The organism is Streptomyces sp. NPDC005494 (assembly GCF_042872025.1).
Lineage (GTDB): Bacteria > Actinomycetota > Actinomycetes > Streptomycetales > Streptomycetaceae > Streptomyces.
In genome coordinates this window covers 267393-281457 of the sequence record NZ_JBIAJR010000005.1, presented here as the reverse complement: position 1 = coordinate 281457, position 14065 = coordinate 267393, and the positions used below count along the sequence as shown (strand labels likewise).

Annotated in this window: 16 protein-coding genes; 11 read left to right on the top strand and 5 right to left on the bottom strand. The window is 71.9% G+C overall.

Translation table 11 applies throughout. The features are described 5' to 3' along the window. Positions 1–202 precede the first annotated feature (202 nt). The 8 genes from ACFYQ6_RS17665 to ACFYQ6_RS17630 all read left to right on the top strand — a co-directional run bounded on the left by ACFYQ6_RS17665 (position 203) and on the right by ACFYQ6_RS17630 (position 7815). On the top strand, positions 203–1747 hold the full coding sequence (locus tag ACFYQ6_RS17665) for an ATP-binding protein (RefSeq protein WP_361578026.1): 1545 nt from the start codon (positions 203–205) through the stop codon (positions 1745–1747). Further along, positions 1744–2175, top strand: coding sequence for a roadblock/LC7 domain-containing protein (locus tag ACFYQ6_RS17660; protein ID WP_361578029.1), 432 nt, complete (start codon positions 1744–1746; stop codon positions 2173–2175). The genes ACFYQ6_RS17665 and ACFYQ6_RS17660 overlap by 4 nt, the downstream gene beginning before the upstream one ends. Beyond that, a complete protein-coding gene (locus ACFYQ6_RS17655) occupies positions 2172–2543 on the top strand; it encodes a DUF742 domain-containing protein (protein WP_145804318.1) in 372 nt (123 codons plus the stop codon). The genes ACFYQ6_RS17660 and ACFYQ6_RS17655 overlap by 4 nt, the downstream gene beginning before the upstream one ends. Beyond that, positions 2524–3180: an ATP/GTP-binding protein gene (locus ACFYQ6_RS17650; protein WP_388763691.1), complete on the top strand. Its 657-nt coding sequence runs from the start codon at positions 2524–2526 to the stop codon at positions 3178–3180. Before ACFYQ6_RS17655 ends, ACFYQ6_RS17650 begins: the two co-directional genes overlap by 20 nt. A 49-nt stretch (positions 3181–3229) precedes the next feature. Continuing rightward, positions 3230–4450 (top strand): cytochrome P450, encoded by a 1221-nt coding sequence (locus ACFYQ6_RS17645; protein ID WP_361578035.1) that lies wholly within the window; start codon positions 3230–3232, stop codon positions 4448–4450. Beyond that, positions 4447–5655: a cytochrome P450 gene (locus tag ACFYQ6_RS17640; RefSeq protein WP_388763689.1), complete on the top strand. Its 1209-nt coding sequence runs from the start codon at positions 4447–4449 to the stop codon at positions 5653–5655. Before ACFYQ6_RS17645 ends, ACFYQ6_RS17640 begins: the two co-directional genes overlap by 4 nt. A 279-nt stretch (positions 5656–5934) precedes the next feature. Further along, positions 5935–7053, top strand: coding sequence for a phosphoserine transaminase (serC, locus tag ACFYQ6_RS17635; RefSeq protein WP_361578041.1), 1119 nt, complete (start codon positions 5935–5937; stop codon positions 7051–7053). A 150-nt stretch (positions 7054–7203) separates the two neighbouring features. After that, entirely contained in the window at positions 7204–7815 is a 612-nt protein-coding gene (locus tag ACFYQ6_RS17630; protein ID WP_361578044.1) for a Uma2 family endonuclease, read from the top strand. A 21-nt stretch (positions 7816–7836) separates the two neighbouring features. On the opposite strand, the gene ACFYQ6_RS17625 is transcribed toward ACFYQ6_RS17630, so the two are convergent. The 3 genes from ACFYQ6_RS17625 to ACFYQ6_RS17615 all read right to left on the bottom strand — a co-directional run bounded on the left by ACFYQ6_RS17625 (position 7837) and on the right by ACFYQ6_RS17615 (position 9582). Continuing rightward, complete coding sequence (locus tag ACFYQ6_RS17625; protein WP_361578047.1) at positions 7837–8265, bottom strand: DUF4259 domain-containing protein; 429 nt, start codon at positions 8263–8265, stop codon at positions 7837–7839. 12 nt (positions 8266–8277) lie between these two features. After that, a complete protein-coding gene (locus tag ACFYQ6_RS17620) occupies positions 8278–8970 on the bottom strand; it encodes a class I SAM-dependent DNA methyltransferase (protein WP_388763686.1) in 693 nt (230 codons plus the stop codon). Between the two features lie 75 nt (positions 8971–9045). After that, complete coding sequence (locus ACFYQ6_RS17615; RefSeq protein WP_361578053.1) at positions 9046–9582, bottom strand: GNAT family N-acetyltransferase; 537 nt, start codon at positions 9580–9582, stop codon at positions 9046–9048. A 182-nt stretch (positions 9583–9764) separates the two neighbouring features. Here ACFYQ6_RS17615 and ACFYQ6_RS17610 point away from each other — a divergent pair, with 182 nt between their 5' ends. After that, positions 9765–10166: a PPOX class F420-dependent oxidoreductase gene (locus tag ACFYQ6_RS17610; protein WP_361578056.1), complete on the top strand. Its 402-nt coding sequence runs from the start codon at positions 9765–9767 to the stop codon at positions 10164–10166. A gap of 199 nt (positions 10167–10365) precedes the next feature. Here the strand turns inward: ACFYQ6_RS17610 and ACFYQ6_RS17605 are convergent, their stop codons facing one another. Further along, positions 10366–11046: a histidine phosphatase family protein gene (locus tag ACFYQ6_RS17605; RefSeq protein WP_388763684.1), complete on the bottom strand. Its 681-nt coding sequence runs from the start codon at positions 11044–11046 to the stop codon at positions 10366–10368. Between the two features lie 220 nt (positions 11047–11266). Then, on the bottom strand, positions 11267–12250 hold the full coding sequence (locus ACFYQ6_RS17600; protein ID WP_388763682.1) for a WD40 repeat domain-containing protein: 984 nt from the start codon (positions 12248–12250) through the stop codon (positions 11267–11269). Between ACFYQ6_RS17600 and ACFYQ6_RS17595 the strand changes: the two genes are divergently transcribed. Together ACFYQ6_RS17595 and ACFYQ6_RS17590 are read left to right on the top strand one after the other, a co-directional pair. Then, a complete protein-coding gene (locus ACFYQ6_RS17595; RefSeq protein ID WP_388763681.1) occupies positions 12249–13007 on the top strand; it encodes a GDSL-type esterase/lipase family protein in 759 nt (252 codons plus the stop codon). The two genes, ACFYQ6_RS17600 and ACFYQ6_RS17595, sit on opposite strands and share 2 nt — an antisense overlap. A 95-nt stretch (positions 13008–13102) precedes the next feature. Then, positions 13103–14056: an endonuclease/exonuclease/phosphatase family protein gene (locus ACFYQ6_RS17590; protein ID WP_388763679.1), complete on the top strand. Its 954-nt coding sequence runs from the start codon at positions 13103–13105 to the stop codon at positions 14054–14056. Positions 14057–14065: the final 9 nt, after the last annotated feature.

Genomic DNA, 14065 nt, shown 5'->3' with positions numbered 1-14065 from the left:
CTGTTCCAGCCAGATTTCAAACAGAAGTGGCCACAAGGAATCCCCAAACAAGTCGCCAATTCTCCTATAGTTGCCGTGACTTGATCAGGAACAATCAGCTCCAGTTGTGGTTCTTTCACCACCACAGCCCCGGAACATCCCGATTGTCCCGTTCCGTCGCACCTGCCCCCATCCCCCGCACCGTCCGCCCCAAGGACTCCGATTGCGCCCTTCACTCCGGCAGACCGCGCTCGCCCTGCTGATCTCGGCAGCCGTTACCGGTTCCCTGTGCCTGTGGGCGGTCTCCGCCGCCCCCGACTCGGTGCGGGCCCCGCTGTCGTGGGGGGCGGGAGCCGCCGCCGCGCTGCTGTGCGCCGCGGTGACCGTCACGGTCCACACACTCGCCACCGCCCGCAACCTGCGCGCCCTGCGCGCGGCCGACGCCCAGCGCTTCACCGCCGAGACCTCCCGCCTCGTGTCGACCTCCGCGGCCGAGGCCCAGCGCTTCACCGCCGAGACCGCGCGGATCAGGGCGGCGGCCTCCTCCGAGACGGCCCGGGTCACCGCCGAGGCGGACGAACGGGTGGCACGGATCACAGCGGAGGCCACCGAGCAGCACGAGCGGCTCACCGCCGAGGCGGCCCGGCTCACCGCACGCGCCCGCCGCAGCGAGACCGAGCGCTCCGCGGCGATCGCCGCCTGCGCCAACGCCGCGGGCCGGATGCAGGCCCTGGCCACCAGCATGCTGGCCGACCTCCGCGAGATGGAGCACCGGCACACCGCGGAGGACGTGCTCGAGGATCTGCTGCACCTGGACCACCGCACGGCCCAGGCGGGCCGCCTCGCCGACTCCATCGCCGTGCTGACCGGTGCGCGCTCCGGGCGCCGCTGGGCGAAGCCGATCGTCATGGAGTCGATCCTGCGCGGCGCGATGGGCCGGATCGGCAGCTACCAGCGCGTCCGCCTCCACTCCACCAGCGATGTCGCGATCGCGGGTCACGCCGCCGAGGGCGTCATGCACGCCCTCGCCGAGATCCTCGACAACGCTGCCAATTTCTCGCCGCCCACCGCCGAGGTGCACGTGTACGTCGAGGAGGTCCCGGCGGGCATCGTCATCACCGTCGAGGACAGCGGCCTGGTGATGAGCGATGTGCAGCTGCGCCGAGCCGAGCGGGCCGTGTCCGCGGACAACCAGGACCTCACCGCCATCTCCGGCACCCGGCTGGGTCTCGCCGTCGTCGGACGGCTGGCGCGCAAGCACGGTCTGACCGTGTCCTTCCGGCCGTCGGCGCGCGGCGGTACGGGCGCGCTGATGATGCTGCCGCAGGAGCTCATCTCCCGTACGGCCGCGCCCGCCTCCCTCCCGGAGGCCGCCGGGCGCACCGAGCCCGAGCCGGACCACTCGACGCCGCGCACGGAGGACCGGGCCCCTGCCAGGCCCGCGGCGGACTCCGCGGCTGCCGGGACCCGGGCTCCGTCCGGAGCCCCGCAGAACGCGTCCGGCGCATCGGGGACCGCCACCGGCACGCCTGAGTCCGCGTCCGAATCCACCGGCGCCGTCCCCCAGTTCGGCGAGAGCGGCCTGCCCAAGCGCCGCCGCGGCCGCACCCTGGCCGCCGCCGAAGCCCGCACCGGCAACGCCACCCCCGGCGACGCCGGCTCCCCCCGGCCGCGTGCCACCGACCCGAAGGTGCAGGCTGCCCGCTTCAGCACCTTCAGCCAGGCGGTACGTGCCAATTCCCCGCACCCGGAAGGCAACACCCGATGACCGCGACGACCGACGAGAAGCTCAACTGGCTGCTGGAGGGGCTGCTCGACCGCACGCCCGGCGCCCGGCACGCCCTGGTCCTGTCCCGGGACGGGCTCAAGCTCTGCCGCACCCCCGAGCTCTCCGTCGACCAGGCCGACCAGCTGGCCGCGATCTCCGCCGGAATCCAGAGCCTGTCGCACGGCGCGTCCATCGAGTTCGGTGACGGCACCGGTGGCGTGCGGTCGGCGATGACGGAGTTCTACGGCGGTGTGCTGTTCATCGTCGAGGCGGGTGCGGGCGCCCACCTGGCGGTGGTGGCGGCGGAGGACTCCGACGTCGGCCTCGTCGGCCACAACATGAGCGAGCTCGTCGAGCAGCTCGGCGAGTACCTGGTCGCCCCGCCGCGCGACGCAGCGGCCCCGGCCGCGGAGACCGCGGACGTATGACGCCGCTACCGCGCCCCCGCCCCGGACGCGACGACGATCCGGACCGGTTGTACACCCTGACGGGTGGCCGCAGCCGGTCCGACTCGGCCGCGTTCGACCTGGTGACGCTCGTCGTCGCCGAGTGCGAACCGAGCCCCGGGATGCAGTCGGAGCACGTCGCGATCCTGCGGATGTGCGACAGCCCCACCGCGGTCGTAGAGATCTCGGCCACCCTGAATCTGCCCGTCAGCATCGTCCGCATCATGCTGTGCGACCTGCTCGACACCGGCCGGATCAGCGCCCGCCACCCCCGTACTGCCCGTGTCGAGGACCGGCTCCCCGACACCGACACCCTGGAACAGGTGCTCGTTGGACTCCGCAACCTCTGACCGTGCCGCCCTGCAGGCGACGGCCGACAACGGACTGAAGATCGTCATCGTCGGCGGCTTCGGGGTCGGCAAGACCACCATGGTCCGATCCGTGAGCGAGATCCGTCCGCTCAACACGGAAGAGACCATGACCCGCGCGGGCGAGGCGGTCGACGACCTCGACGGTGTGCAGTCCAAGACGTCCACCACGGTCGCCTTCGACTTCGGCCGCATCACGCTCGACGCGCGATCGGTCCTCTACCTCTTCGGCGCGCCCGGGCAGGAACGGTTCTGGTTCCTGTGGGACCGCCTCTTCTCCGGCACCCTGGGCGCCGTCGTCCTCGTCGACACCCGGCGGCTCGCCGACTCCTGGTACGCGATCGACCGGCTGGAGCACCACGGCACCCCGTTCATCGTCGCGTGCAACGACTTCGGCGGACCGCTCCACACCGAGCAGCAGATCCGCGAGGCGCTGGACCTCTCGCCCGAGGTCCCGCTCGTGGAGTGCGACGCCCGGGACCGGTCCTCCAGCAAGTACGTCCTGATCACCCTGGTCGAGCACCTCTACACGCTCTCCCTCGCCCGCGAGAAGGGCGCCGAGGCGGCGCTCCCGGGTGCCAGGACCGCCGCGGCGATGACGCCGGAGCCCACGCCGTGACCAAGTGCCCCATGCCGACCCCGGAGCGCGTGCTGTGACCAAGTGCCCCATGTCCCGGAGCTTCGCCCCGCTGTCCGGGCCGCGGTTCCAGACGGACCCCGTGCAGCTGTACCGGGACATGCGCCGCGACCACGGCTCCGTGGCCCCCGTCGTGCTCGACGGCGACGTACCCGCGTGGCTGATCCTCGGCTACCGCGAACTGCACCAGGTCACCAACGACCCGGTGCTCTTCAGCCGGGACTCGGAGCTGTGGAACCAGTGGGAGCACATCCCGGACAACTGGCCGCTGCTCCCGATGATCGGCCGCAAGCAGCCCTCGATCCTCTACACGGTCGGTGAACGGCACACCGTCCGCGCCGCCATGATCAGCAACGCGCTGGAGGGCGTCGACCCCTTCGAGCTGAAGCGTCACGCCGAGGAGTTCGCCGACGGCCTCATCGACCGCTTCTGCTCCAGCGGCAGGACCGACATCATCGCCGAGTACGCGATGCTGCTGCCCGCCCGCATCCTCGCGAAGCTCTACGGCTTCAGCGACGAGGTCGGGGCCGCGCTCGTCGGGTCGATCAACGACATGATCGACGGCGGCGAGCGGGCACTGGCCGGACAGCAGCACCTGGGCTCGTCCATGGTGCAGCTGCTCGTGGACAAGCACGCCGAGCCCGGCGACGACGTGGCGACCCGGATGCTCCAGGACCCGGGCGGCTTCACCGACGAGGAGGTCGCCCAGGACCTCATGGTGATGATGGCGGCGGGCCACCAGCCGGCCGCCGACTGGATCGGCAACTCGCTGCGGCTGATGCTCACGGACGACCGCTTCGCCGCGTCGCTGTCCGGCGGGCGGCACAGCGTGGGCGAGGCCATGAACGAGGTGCTCTGGGAGGACACCCCGACCCAGAACGTGGCCGGCCGCTGGGCGTCGCGCGACACCCACCTCGGCGGGCGCCACATCCGTGCGGGGGACCTGCTGCTCCTCGGGATCGCCGCGGCCAACGGTGACCCGCAGGTCCGCACCGACGGCTCCGCCCTGACCGGCGGCAACAACGCGTTCCTCTCCTTCGGCCACGGCGAGCACCGCTGCCCGTTCCCGGCCCAGGAGACCGCGGAGGTCATCGCCCGTACGGGGATCGAGGTGCTCCTGGACCGGCTCCCGGACGTCGACCTCGCCGTCCCCGCGGACCAGCTGACCCGGCGCCCGTCCCCCTGGCTGCGCGGGCTGACGGACCTGCCGGTGCACTTCACGCCCACCCCTGCACTTGGAGGCCAGAAATGACCCGGATCGCCCTCGATCCCCTCGTCGCCGACCTCGACGGCGAGAGCGCCGCGCTGCGCGCCGCCGGCCCGCTGGCCGAGGTGGAGCTCCCCGGCGGGGTGCACTGTTACGCGGTGACGCACCACGCGGAGGCCCGCCAGCTGCTCACCGACAGCCGTGTGGTCAAGGACATCAACGTCTGGAACGCCTGGCAGCGCGGCGAGATCCCCATGGACTGGCCACTCATCGGTCTCGTCAACCCGGGCCGTTCCATGCTGACGGTGGACGGGGCGGAGCACCGCAGGCTGCGCGGCATGGTCGCGCAGGCGCTGACCGTGAAGCGGGTGGAGCGCCTGCGGGCCGGGATCGAGGCGCTGACGAACGCCTCCCTGGACCGGCTGGCGGCCCTCCCCAAGGGCGAGACGGTCGACCTGAAGGCGGAGTTCGCCTATCCGCTGCCGATGAACGTCATCAGCGAGCTGATGGGCGTGGACGCGACCGACCACCCGCGCCTCAAGGAACTGTTCGAGAAGTTCTTCTCGACGCAGACGCCCCCGGAGGAGGTCCCGCAGATGATGGCGGACCTCGGCACCCTCTTCACGAAGATCGTGGACGACAAGCGGGCGAACCCGGGTGACGACCTGACCAGCGCCCTGATCGCGGCCTCCGAGGACGGCGACCACCTCACCAACGAGGAGATCGTCAACACGCTGCAGCTGATCATCGCGGCCGGTCACGAGACCACGATCAGCCTGGTCGTCAACGTCGTGGAGGCGCTCCAGACCCACCCCGAGCAGCGCAAGCGCGTGCTGAGCGGCGAGGTGCCGTGGGAGAACGTGATCGAGGAGACCCTGCGCTGGAACACCCCGACCTCGCACGTACTGATCCGCTTCGCGACGGAGGACGTCGAGGTCGGCGACAAGGTCCTGCCGAAGGGCGAGGCCCTGATCGTCTCCTTCGGCGCGCTGGGCCGTGACGAGGCGCAGTACGGGCCCACCGCCGGTGAGTTCGACATCACCCGTTCCCCGAACCGCCACATCGCCTTCGGCCACGGCCCGCACGTCTGCCCGGGGGCCGCACTGTCCCGGCTGGAGGCCGGGGTGGCCCTGCCCGCGCTGTACGAGCGCTTCCCCGGCCTGGACCTGGCGGTTCCTGCCTCCGAACTGCGGAACAAGCCGATCGTGACCCAGAACGACCTGTACGAGCTCCCGGTCGACCTGGGCTGACCTCCCGCCCGCACCGCCCGACACGTGCGGTGCGGGCGGCTGCGGTCCGTGCGGTGCGGGCGGCTCCGGTCCGTGCGGTGCGGGCGGCTCCGGTCCGTGCGGTGCGGGCGGCTCCGGTCCGTGCGGTGCGGGCGACGGACCGCCCCGGGGGCGCCCGCCGACAGGCACCGCGCGGACCCGGCGAAGGCCCCGCCGCGCACGGGTCCACGATCCGGAGTGGCCGTCTCACCGGACGGACACGGTCCTCGACCGCTTCCGGGAGGGACTACGCTCCGGTTCGTGGCTGATATCCAGATTCCCGCAGACCTCAAGCCCGCCGACGGACGTTTCGGCGCCGGGCCCTCCAAGGTGCGGACGGAGGCGGTCGACGCGCTGGCCGCGACCGGCACCTCTCTTCTCGGTACGTCCCACCGCCAGGCACCGGTCAAGAACCTGGTCGGCGAGGTACGCGACGGCGTGCGCAGCCTCTTCTCCCTCCCCGAGGGTTACGAGGTCGTCCTGGGCAACGGCGGGTCCACCGCCTTCTGGGACGTCGCGACGCACGGCCTCATCGAGTCGAAGTCCCAGCACCTCAACTTCGGCGAGTTCTCGTCGAAGTTCGCGAAGGCGGCCAAGCTCGCCCCGTGGCTGGCCGACCCGACCGTCATCGCCTCGGACCCGGGCACCCACCCGGACCCGCAGGCCGAGGCGGGCGTCGACGTCTACGCCTTCACCCACAACGAGACCTCGACGGGTGTCGCGGCCCCCGTCAAGCGGGTCGCGGGCGCCGACGAGGGCTCCCTGGTCCTGGTGGACGCCACCTCCGGTGCGGGCGGCCTGCCGGTCGACATCACCGAGACGGACGTCTACTACTTCGCCCCGCAGAAGAGCTTCGCCTCCGACGGCGGCCTGTGGATCGGTGTCTTCTCCCCGGCTGCCCTGGACCGCGCCGCGCGCGTCCACGCCTCGGGCCGGCACATCCCGGAGTTCTTCTCGCTGCCCACGGCGATCGACAACTCCCTGAAGAACCAGACGTACAACACCCCGGCGCTGGCCACCCTCTTCCTGCTGAACGAGCAGCTGAAGTGGATGAACACCCAGGGTGGTCTGGAGTTCACGACCGGCCGCACGGCCGCGTCCGCGCAGAACCTCTACGGCTGGGCCGACGAGTCCAAGTACGCCACCCCGTTCGTGACCGACCCGGCGAAGCGCTCGCAGGTCATCGGCACGATCGACTTCGAGGACGGCATCGACGCCGCGGCCGTCGCCAAGGTGCTCCGCGCCAACGGGATCGTGGACACGGAGCCGTACCGCAAGCTGGGCCGCAACCAGCTGCGTGTGGCGATGTTCCCGGCGATCGACCCGGCGGACGTGCAGGCGCTGACCGCGTGCATCGACTACGTCATCGAGAAGCTCTGACGGTCACACGTCCGGAACGGCCCTGCTCACCCCGGTGAGCAGGGCCGTTTCTGGTTTCACTCGCCCGGGTGACAGACCGGGCTCACGACGGAAACCGGCCCACCGCCCTACGATGATGCTCTCGACACCAGCCATCCCAGGAGGCCCGCAATGTCTGCAGCAGCAGTCGAGCACCCCTGTGACGATGAGCCGGAACCCATGCTCGTGACGGCGAACCGTCTCACCGAGCAGCTTCCGGGGCATCGCGTCGAGATCATCGGAGGCGTCATCACCGTGGCACCACCCCCGGACGGCCCGCACGCCCGCGCGCTCACCAAGCTGATGCGACCCTTCATCTCCGCCGGGCTCGACGACGGCGAGACGGAGGTCCTCCAAGCCGTCGGCCTCTGGCTCCCCGGCGGCCCCGAGGACTACGCGATCCCGGACCTGGCGATCGTCGACGCCGATCTCGACGCGCACCTGGTCGAGAACAACTGCTACGACCCGGCCTGCTTCCGGCTCGTCCTCGAGGTCACCTCCGGCAATTACCAGGCCGACCTGCGGAACAAGGTGGTGGCGTACGCCGAGGCCAAGATCCCCGTCTACGTCATCGTCGACCGCAGGCACGGCCGCGTCCACGTGCTGACCGAGCCCCTGGCTTCCGGTTACGACCGCCACGAGGTGTACGCCCCCGGCCAGCAGGCCCCGCTGCCCGCCTCCATCGGCGCCGAGGTCTCCCTCGACGTCGCCGAGCTGGTGCGGGCGGGCCGCCCGAAGGGCTGAAGGCCGGCGCCCACAGGCCGGCTACGGTGCCGCCGCTCCGGCCCCCGCCAGAATCGCGCGGAGTTCACGGACGCCCGCGCTCCACCGCCCGCCCTCCCCCGCGTCGTCCCACAGATCCAGCAGTTCGGACTCCTTCGCGATCACGCGCTCCAGTGCCCGCACGGCCAGTTCGCACAGGTCCGGGGTGAGCAGCGGGGGCAGAGGTTCGTCCGGGCCGTAGACGGTGTCCACGGGGGTGCCGCCCGGTCTCTGGGCGGCGAGCAGTGCTGCGGCCGCGACGGCCACCACCCCGTCGTCGGCGTCGAGATACTCCTCGGGTTCCGTACGGGCGGCGAAGGCGAGGGCCTCCCGGATCATCTCCCCGCGTCTGCCGGGTGGGGCGTCGTCGAGACCGCCCGCGAAGTCAGCGGCGGTGTCGCTGTCGAAATGGCCCATCCCCCAGGTCCCCACAAGGTCCCCTCCCTATTCGGTGTCCCCATCCTGCCGCCCGCCACTGACAACCGGCTTCCGCGCCATCAGGAAGGCCTGGGGCGTCTTCTCCGGGAAGGCGCTCTCGGTGTCGATCTCGCGCACCGTCCGGGCCCGCATCGTCAGCCCGGCAGCGGTCAGCAGCTCGGCCACCCGCTCGGGCTGCCGGCGGCGGAAGACGAGCTCGATGTCACGGCCGAAGACCTCCTCCATCCGCAGGACCGAGTCACCGGCCTGGAATCCCAGCAGGAGATGTCCCCCGGGTGCGAGGACGCGGAAGAACTCCGCGAAGGCGAGCGGAAGTTGCTCATCGGGCACGTGGATCGTGGAGTACCACGCCAGCAGTCCGCCCAGCTCTCCGTCCGGCAGGTCCAGCGCGAGCATCGAGCCTTCGTCGAACCGCAGTTCCGGATGGCGGCGCCGGGCCTCCGCCAGCATGCGGGGGGACAGGTCGACGCCGAACGCGTCCAGCCCGAGATGCCGCAGATGGCCCGTCACCCGCCCCGTGCCGCAGCCGACGTCGGCAACCGGGCCTCCGCCGTCCGCCAGCACGGATTCGGCGAAACACGCCAGCAGGGCACGCTCGACGGGCTTGGCGGCGAGTTCGTCCTGGAAGCGGGCGGCGTACTCGTCGGCGATGGCGTCGTACGACGCCCGGGTGGTCTTCAGGAAGTCGGCTTCGGTCACGGTCGGGCACTGTAGCCGAGCGAGGCAGGAGCGTCGCCGGGATTCGGACACCTCCTTGCGAAGCTGCTCCGGGATTCAGGCACCTTCGTGCGGGGTGGCTCCTCCCGGCGCTTCGTACCGCCAGCGCACCTCGCCGTCCTCCCGTTCCGGGGTCGGCAGCAGCCCCGCCGCCGAGGCCACGGCGGCGGAGGCCGCGTGGTCCGGATGGATGTGGGCGACGACGGTACGGACGCTCCCCCGCTCCAGCAGATGCCGGACCAGCCCCGCGGCCGCCTCCTTCGCGTACCCCCTGCCCTGCCACCGGGTCCCGACCACCCAGGCCACCTCCGCCCGCGAGCCGCGCACGGTGGCCTGTACGTAACCGGTCAGGCACCCGGCGGCGCGTTCGCGCAGGACCCAGTTCCACCAGAGCTCGGCCGGGTCGGGCGAGCCGGCGCCCTGCCGCTCGTAGCGGGCGCGCAGGGCGGCGGCGTCCTCCGGGGCGCCTCCCGTGTAGGCGTGCAGGGCGGGATCGAAGAGGACGGCCGCCATCTCCTGTGCGTACGCGACGTCGAGAGGCAGCGCCTCCAGGCGGGAGGTGGAGAAGGGCTCGGGGACGCGTTCGGCCTGCATGGGCAGGAGACTACGCGGCGTCAGCGGCTGAGCCGCCGGAACCTCCGCACCACCATGGCGGTGCTCATCCGGTCGGCATCCTGGGCCCGGATCACGGTTCTCCGGCCTGGAGACCTCGTCCTCCCTCACGGAACAGTGATCCGAAACGTCCGCTTCATCACTTTTTGCTGCACCATGGATACATGGAGACGATCCGTGAACTGGAGCCTTTCGTGAAGCAGTACACCGTCCTGCTCAGCAGCCGCAGGCCGGACGGATCGGCTGCCCGTACTCCTGTCAGCATCGCCGTCGAGGGCGATCACGCCTACATCCGTACGTTCGCCTCGGCGTGGAAGGTCGACCGAATGCGCAACCACCCCATCGTGGAGATCGCCCCGTGCACCGTGCGGGGCGCGCCGACAGGGCCGCCCGTGAAGGCCTGGGCGCGGCTCCTCCAGGAGGGGTCGAAGGAGAACACCCACGCCTCCCGGACGATGTCGAGGAAGTACCCGGCGCTCCAGGGTGTGGTGGTCCCGCTCACCCACCGCGTGAAGCGCGACCGCACCCTGCACTACGAACTGCGGCCGGTCACCGACGACATCTGACCAGGCCGAACGGCCCGGCGTGGTGACGAGCCGCGCGCCGGGCCGGGCCAGGTCACGCGTCGCCGAAGTCGGTGCCCCGTGAAACCTTCTCCCGGTGCGGACCGGCCCTCCGGCACCTGAACACGGTCGGCATGCGCGCGGCGTCGGCCGGAACCGGAGCTGCGCCGGACGACAGCACGGCATGACGCGACGCGAGGGGCTACGGGGTCCCTGTGTCCTGGACCGCCTCGACCGCCTCCCCCGCAGGTCCGCCGGCTTCGACCCCACTGTCCTCGCCGCCGACCGCCCGGCCTTCCCAGTGGAGGACCCGCCAGCCCGCGTCAGGGGTCCCGGAGAGGATGACGACACCGGTGTTCAGCAGCGGGCGGGCGGACGCGAAGTGGACGTCGATGTTCTCGGCCCGGGCCGCCGTCCACATGCGGATGGCGGCGCCGTGGCTGACCATGGCGACGGTCCCGGCCCCGGTGGCCGCGGCCTCCTCCACGACCGCGTCGAACCGCCGCAGGGCCTCCGCCCCGCTCTCGCCGCCCGGCATGCGGAGCCCGGTGTTCCCCGCCGACCAGGCGAAGGCGGTGGTCATGTACGTCTCGACGGCCTCGTCGTCCCCGCGCATCTCCAGATCGCCGGCGATCAGCTCCCGGATCCCCTCCCGTACGCGGACCTCCAGGCCCGTCCGGGACGCCAGGGGCGCCGCGGTGAGCTGGGTGCGCAGGAGGGTGGACGCGTACAGGGCGTCGATGCTCTCGTCCGCCAGGGCGCCCGGCAGGGCGGCCGCCTGCTCCTGCCCCAGCGGGGTCAGCGCGGGGCCGGGTTCGGCCGTGTCCAGCAGACGCTTGACGTTGGACGGGGTCTGGCCGTGGCGAATGAGCAGGAGCCGCATCAGCAGATCTTTCTCCGAGGAAGGAGGCGGATCTCCCACTGTGCCACCGCGCCCGGACCGCTGCTCCCCCGGCCGGACCACTACCGAGCCGGACCGGACAGCTGCAGCTCGGGGGCGACCGCTGCGGCCCGAGGGCGGACCGCTGCGGCCGGGGCCCGTCTGCCCCGCTCTCGACGGAGCGGCCCGCCCCGTCCCCCGGCCGGGCCGGTCCGCCCCCTGCTCACCCCCGCCGTCGTCGGGCAGCGATCAGTGCCAGCACGATGACCACCACGGCCACCGCACCACCCGTCGCGGTGCCCGTCTTCGAATCGCCGTCACCGCCCTCGTCCCCGGTCGACGTCCCGCCGCCCCCTCCGTTCGGCGAGGGCGCCTTGCTGCCGCCGCCCTCCACCTCCACGCGCACCACTTCGCTGTGCTCGCCCTCCGAGCCGAACATCATCGCCGAGCCGTCGGCGGTGTAGGTCACGGACTCGGACTGCCCCTGGAGCGGCACACTCACCGCGTGGTCCTCGCCGAGCCTGCCGTTCTCGAAGGCGTAGCGCCGGGCGCTGAAGTAGGAGCGGAACACCACTTCCCCGCCGTCCGGCGAGAACGCCCCGTCGGTCACCCACGGCACCTCGCCGACCCGCCGGAACACGTTGGCCCCGCCGGCCGTCAGCTTCTCCGGGCCCTCGTACAGCCCGCCGCCGTCCTCGTTCTTGGAGGCGATGTAGACCCGGCCCGTCTCCGGGTGGACCATCATGGCCTCGGCGTTGCGCGCCCCGTCCGCGTACGTCACGTCGAACTGTGTCGCCCGCACGGTGGCGTCGGCGAGCCTCTTCGGCTCCGGGAAGCGGTAGATCCACACGTGGTCCCAGGAACCGTCGAGGTTGTCGCCGATGTCCCCCACGTACAGGGCGCCGTCGGGGCCGAGCGAGATCGCCTCCACGTCACGGGGCTCCCCGACCCCCTTCATGGTGATGGTCGCGACGGTCTTCCCGGTCCGTGAGTCGACGGCGTAGACGTAGGGACCGTCCTCGCTGTCGTTGTGCGTCCAGTAGATCCCCGGGTGGAGCTTGCTGGCGGCGAGACCGCTGGACTCCGTGATCCGGGAGTCCTCGAGGGTGAAGGTCCGGTCCGCGCCGTCACCGTCGTCCGCGAGGGCCGGCACCGCCCCGGTCACGAGCAGCAGGGCGGCGGCGGAAAGGGTCAGCAGCGATCTCATGGCACAAGTGTCCACCGTCACGTCGCAGGCCGGAGTGGTGATCGGCCATGATGTCGCCATGCGTTTTCTCTTCGTCGGCGACAGCATGACCGTGGGCAAGGCCGGCGACTTCACCTGGCGCTACCGCATGTGGCAGCACCTGGAAGCGACCCTCGGCGAGGGCGGCTACGTGATCACGGGCCCCCGCACCGAGTTGTACGACGCCGAGGCGAACGCCCCGCTCTCCCACGCCTACGGCGATCCGTCGTTCCCCGCCCCCGCGCGCCGGCACCTGTCCGGCTGGGGCGAGGGCTGGCTGCACATGGCTCCCGTCATCGCGGACACGGTCACGGCGACGCCCGCGGACGTCCTGCTGGTGTCACTCGGCCTGATAGACCTCGGCTTCTACACGGACAGCACGCAGACGGCCGCCAACGTCCGGGCGTTCATCGCCGCCGCCCGCACCGCGAATCCCCGGATCAGGATGGTCCTCCTCCCGGTCATACCGAACATACGGGCGGAGTCCGACCTCCCCTTCGCCGCCGAGTGCGCCGGATTCAACGCGCTCCTGGAACGGGCGGTGGCCGATCTGGACACCGCCGAGTCCCCGGTCCTGCTGACCTCGCCCCCGGCGGGCTACGACATCCACACGGACACCTACGACGGCACCCACCCCGGCCCCACCGGTGAACACAAGCTGGCCGGGGCGTTCGCGGACGCGATGTACCAGGCCTGGGGCGTGGGCGGCCCGTACGCGGGAGCGCTGGCGGCGGTCTGATCCGCGCGCCCGCCGCAACCGGATCAGCGGCCTCCGCGTCCTCGTCACGAGACGAGTGACCTCATGGAGAGGTGCCCGGAACGGAGCGGGAGCGAGTGGCGACGAAGACGGAGAGACGGCCCGCCTGCGGGAGTTGGACGCGTGGCCGCGTGACCGCCGCGCTCTGCCTCCTGGTGGCCGTCCTGCTCGTGTTCCCCGGCCTGGTCCCCAACACCCCCGGCCGGGTGGGCAGTCTGCTGGAGACCTTCCTCCCCTGGCTCGGACTGGCCGTACCCGTCCTGCTCGCCCTCGCGCTCCTGCGCCGTTCGCCGCTCGCGACGTGCGCGGTGCTGCTGCCCGCCGCCGCCTGGTGCGGCGTCTTCGGCGGCCTGCTGCTGTCCGGCGGGGCGGCCGGCGAGCTCACGGTGGTCCAGCACAACATCAGCGACGTGAACCCGGACCCGGCGGCCACCGCACGGGCCCTGGCCGCCACCGACGCCGACCTGATCGCCGTGGAGGAGCTGACGGCCCCGGCCCTGCCCGCCTTCGAGGCGGCCATGGCGGCGGGCCGTCCCCACCACGCGACGAGGGGCACGGTCGGCCTCTGGTCGAAGTACCCCCTCACCGGCGTACGGCTGGTGGACATCAGGCCGAAGGGTGTCGGTGAGGGCTGGAACCGCGGCCTCCGGGCGACCGCCCGCACCCCGCACGGGGAGATCGCCGTGTACGTCGCCCACCTGCCCTCCGTGCGGATCGGCCCGGCCACCGGGCTCTCGTCCGGGCCGCGCGACGAAAGTGCCCGGCTCCTCGCCGAAGCCCTGGCCGCCGAGCCGCTGGACCGGGTGATCCTCCTCGGGGACCTGAACAGCACGCTGGACGACAGGGGGCTGGAGCCTGTCACCTCGCTGATGGGCGAGACCGGACCGGGCTTCGCCTTCAGCTGGCCCGCGAAGCTGCCGGTGGCCCGGATCGACCAGGTCCTGGCCCGGTCGGCGACGGTCACCCGGGTCCGGACACTGCCCGCGACGGGGAGCGACCACCTGCCCGTGGCCGCCGCCATCGAGCTCTGAGTACACGGC

Coding starts and splice junctions, on each gene's coding strand:
- ACFYQ6_RS17660 (WP_361578029.1), top strand. CDS start 1,744: ATGACCGCGACGACCGACGAGAAGCTCAACTGGCTGCTGGAGGGGCTG.
- ACFYQ6_RS17655 (WP_145804318.1), top strand. CDS start 2,172: ATGACGCCGCTACCGCGCCCCCGCCCCGGACGCGACGACGATCCGGAC.
- ACFYQ6_RS17645 (WP_361578035.1), top strand. CDS start 3,230: ATGTCCCGGAGCTTCGCCCCGCTGTCCGGGCCGCGGTTCCAGACGGAC.
- ACFYQ6_RS17640 (WP_388763689.1), top strand. CDS start 4,447: ATGACCCGGATCGCCCTCGATCCCCTCGTCGCCGACCTCGACGGCGAG.
- ACFYQ6_RS17630 (WP_361578044.1), top strand. CDS start 7,204: ATGTCTGCAGCAGCAGTCGAGCACCCCTGTGACGATGAGCCGGAACCC.
- ACFYQ6_RS17615 (WP_361578053.1), bottom strand. CDS start 9,582: ATGCAGGCCGAACGCGTCCCCGAGCCCTTCTCCACCTCCCGCCTGGAG.
- ACFYQ6_RS17610 (WP_361578056.1), top strand. CDS start 9,765: ATGGAGACGATCCGTGAACTGGAGCCTTTCGTGAAGCAGTACACCGTC.
- ACFYQ6_RS17605 (WP_388763684.1), bottom strand. CDS start 11,046: ATGCGGCTCCTGCTCATTCGCCACGGCCAGACCCCGTCCAACGTCAAG.
- ACFYQ6_RS17595 (WP_388763681.1), top strand. CDS start 12,249: ATGGCACAAGTGTCCACCGTCACGTCGCAGGCCGGAGTGGTGATCGGC.
- ACFYQ6_RS17600 (WP_388763682.1), bottom strand. CDS start 12,250: ATGAGATCGCTGCTGACCCTTTCCGCCGCCGCCCTGCTGCTCGTGACC.